The 3,323-nt window shown below is 33.8% G+C and carries 2 protein-coding genes; both read right to left on the bottom strand.

Annotated elements, in window-relative coordinates:
* Nucleotides 1-33: 33 nt before the first annotated feature.
* Nucleotides 34-2,676 carry an N-6 DNA methylase gene (locus A1QO_RS14460; RefSeq protein ID WP_017041600.1) on the bottom strand — a complete coding sequence of 881 codons (2,643 nt, stop codon included), beginning with the start codon at nt 2,674-2,676 and terminating at the stop codon, nt 34-36.
* 204 nt (nt 2,677-2,880) lie between these two features.
* Complete coding sequence (locus A1QO_RS14455) at nt 2,881-3,267, bottom strand: VOC family protein (protein WP_017041599.1); 387 nt, start codon at nt 3,265-3,267, stop codon at nt 2,881-2,883.
* Between the last annotated feature and the right edge of the window lie 56 nt (nt 3,268-3,323).

The raw sequence follows: 3,323 nt of genomic DNA, 5'->3' as shown, positions 1-3,323 counted from the left end.
TTTTATTCCGTTTAAGCAACTTGTTATACGCGCTTAATGCTTAATTGTTTCCATTTCCAATATATTCATATGGCTTGCTGAATCATAAATTTGAGATTTAACCTCTTCAAATTCTGTGTAGTAATCTACGATTTTTTGCTGTAACTCTATATCAAAAACAAACAAATCTGGTTTTTCCCCATCTTTATTTACATCACCCTTAACAGTTTTTGGAGTGCCATTTATATTGTGAATCACAGGTATTCTAATAAGGAATTTACTCACATTTTTCAGATTGGCACGTAGCTCTCTGTCTAATCTATTTTCTTCTCTTATTGCATGTAAAGCATAATAAATAAACAATGGGTTTATATCATCTCGTTCTATTCTTATAGTCCCACAATGATCTGTACTTCTGAACTTTTCGCCAGCCAATTTAACAGAAAAATTAAAGTGACCATCAATTCCCCACAGCACATAAGGTTTTGAAAAAATATCGATGTTAGAGGAATCCATAAAACCAAATGGGTCTTTTACGTTCGCGCTATATACAGGGATATTGCCGGTAGAATTATATACATCTTTCTTTAAAACACGTTTACCTATTGCCAGGTGAAAATAATCCACATTTGAAAGCTCAATTTCGACATATTTTTCAATTTTAGGAACTTTTTGTTGAGCTACTTTAAGTCTCTGACTCAGCTCCTCTATCAATTTTTGATGCTTCTCTAATACTAATGAAAAATCTGTAGGATCCGTTATAGTTTTTTCATCATCAATACCTAGTTCAATTCTTTCTTTCGCGGTCCACCATCTATCAATACTCCAATGGTTATTAGGAGTGAATTTTGATATGGGCCAAACTTTACATTGTATACTTTTAGCCTCATAGCTTTCAATATCGGCGCAGAAAATTTTAAAATTACTAACCATTGAAGGAAAGTCATTCTCGCATTCAAACCTATGAGAATCTAAGGTTTCACCTGTATTGCTTACAAGATAAGTAAAAACTTTATCGTTTTGACTATCTTCTCGGTCTATTTTTTTCTGAAGACAAATAATATAAGTTTTTTTAGGGGTAGTATAAAACGTGTTTTTAGGAAGAGAAACTAAGCCAAGTAATATACATTCATCTAATATAAATTTACGTAATTTTTCATCTGAAAGTCTATTAAGTAGACCATCAGGAATAACTACAAAGGCTTTTCCTCCTGGTTTAAGAGAATTGATTATTTTCTCAACAAATAAACCTTCAACTCCAGCACCGTTAACCCTGTAATATTTAGTTAAATCAGAACTTTCCGAGATATACTTTTTAATAGTACTAGTCCCTGTTACTACATAAGGGGGATTCGTTAATATTAAGTCATTAGTACCTTCTTCTAATACTGACAATGAACCTAATATAGAGCTATGACAGGATTTAAATGTTTGGTTGAATATTTTTGAAAACTCTTTAGGGAATTTAGAAAAGTCCCTAACAAGCTCGTTCATATGTATCAACATATTAGCCTTAGCTAATATTATTGTTTTTTTGTCTCTATCTGTGCCTATATATTCTATTTTTCTATCGATTGTATTCTTATTAAAAGAATAGTCTCTTGGTCTGACAGTATTAATTGACTCTAGCAAAAATCCACCGACACCACATGCAGGATCACTAACCCTACTTCCTGATGGAAGAGTTTTTAAGCCACTCATTTCAATGATAGCTTTTACTACATTCCTAGGTGTAAAAAATTGCCCCCAATTTTTTTGGCTAAGACTTTTCTTTAAGAAGTTTTCATAAAGCCTAGACTTGAAATCTGGATCGATATTTTTCAGTTCTCCAAATTTTCGAAAGCCTTCTAAAATTTCCTTGAAAATAAAGTTATGCTCTGCAATATCAGGATCCAAAACAATACCATTGATTACAGATGTACCATCATCGGCACTTGCAGGGAATATTTCTTTGATATAAGACCTGACATTTTTAAAGTAAAAGTTAAAAATTTTATCATCAGGCACTTTAATAATATTATCAAAAGAAATATCAACTCCATCATTATTATAAGTAAGCACCCCTAAGTCACTAAGGTACTTAAATAGAAATATTTCTACAAATGTAGCCAAGCATATATCAGGATTTTCTCCACTAGCAAGCCATATGGTTTGCCATACGCTATCAGCTAAATCCGATGGATTTCTGAGCTCGGTTTTTAATAAAGTTGAATTATCAGAAGAAAAGGATCCCAAACACTTTGAGAGGGTTAATATAGACTGCTCTTTATCACTTTTAGGATTGAAAATATCTTCTAATTGATACCCGTCTTCTCTTAATGCAACTTCATAACCGGATTCATGTTGAGGGTTTACCCAAATATATTCAGTTCGATCAGTTATAATACCTACTTTAGCATTAAGAGGTTTACAGTAACTATTTATGCATTGCTCTATTGCAGCAAGCTTTTTCTTTTCAGTATTAAATTCATTTGGGGATTTAAATTCTACAATAGCTATAACTTCTGGCGTTCCATTTCTACGGTCTATAATTATTTCATCGGGTGCGCGTCTGCCGTTACTACCGTATGTTTTATTTGGAACTATCCCAAATTTTTTAAGTTGGTTAATTGAAGTTTCACCAATTGTGAATATTTCCCAATCACCTAAAACATCACCTTTTTTATCATAACCGCGCTTATATATCTCTTCACTCATAATTTTATTCCTATTGTATTTTAGGTTATGAAGAGCAGTATACCAGAAACTTCTGGTATCAGAAATGTAATTAAACTAGTACTAGCGTATAACGCCTGCTTAAGGGGTTGCCAAACTTACAACCGCCTGAGCCAAATCGTACCACCGTAAACACAATAGCTACTGAAGCCGCCACGCGTTTGACAATCCCACTTAAAGCATTTGTTAGGCGCTTTCTTCAATTTTCCACGGTGGGTTTAATCGATTTTCACCCGCCCAATACAACTTAATTTTGTTTCCTGATGGGTCACTTAGTACCGCTTCTCTCCAAAGGAACGGTTGATCGATAGGTTCCTGATCGAACTCTAAACCTTTACCTTTCAGATTTTCTACCAATTGATCAAGTTCTTCATGTTCAAAGTAAACAACGCCTCTACATTCTAACCCACGTTTCTCAGTGTCTAAGTAGATTGAAAAGGTAGAGTATCCATCGGGAAAAGAAAAACGGGCATAGTGTTCATCGCTGACAATTTGAATAAGTCCTAGTGCTTTATAAAAATCCACGGCCAAATTGATATCATCAACAGCCAAAGTTACTTGATTTAAATTCATATACTTTCCTTGTATGGCATGCAAGGCGCCTAACGCTCTGCTAAGCGGCAAATAAA

The organism is Vibrio genomosp. F10 str. ZF-129 (assembly GCF_000287055.2).
GTDB lineage: Bacteria > Pseudomonadota > Gammaproteobacteria > Enterobacterales > Vibrionaceae > Vibrio.
This window is presented reverse-complemented; position numbering and strand designations above follow the sequence as displayed.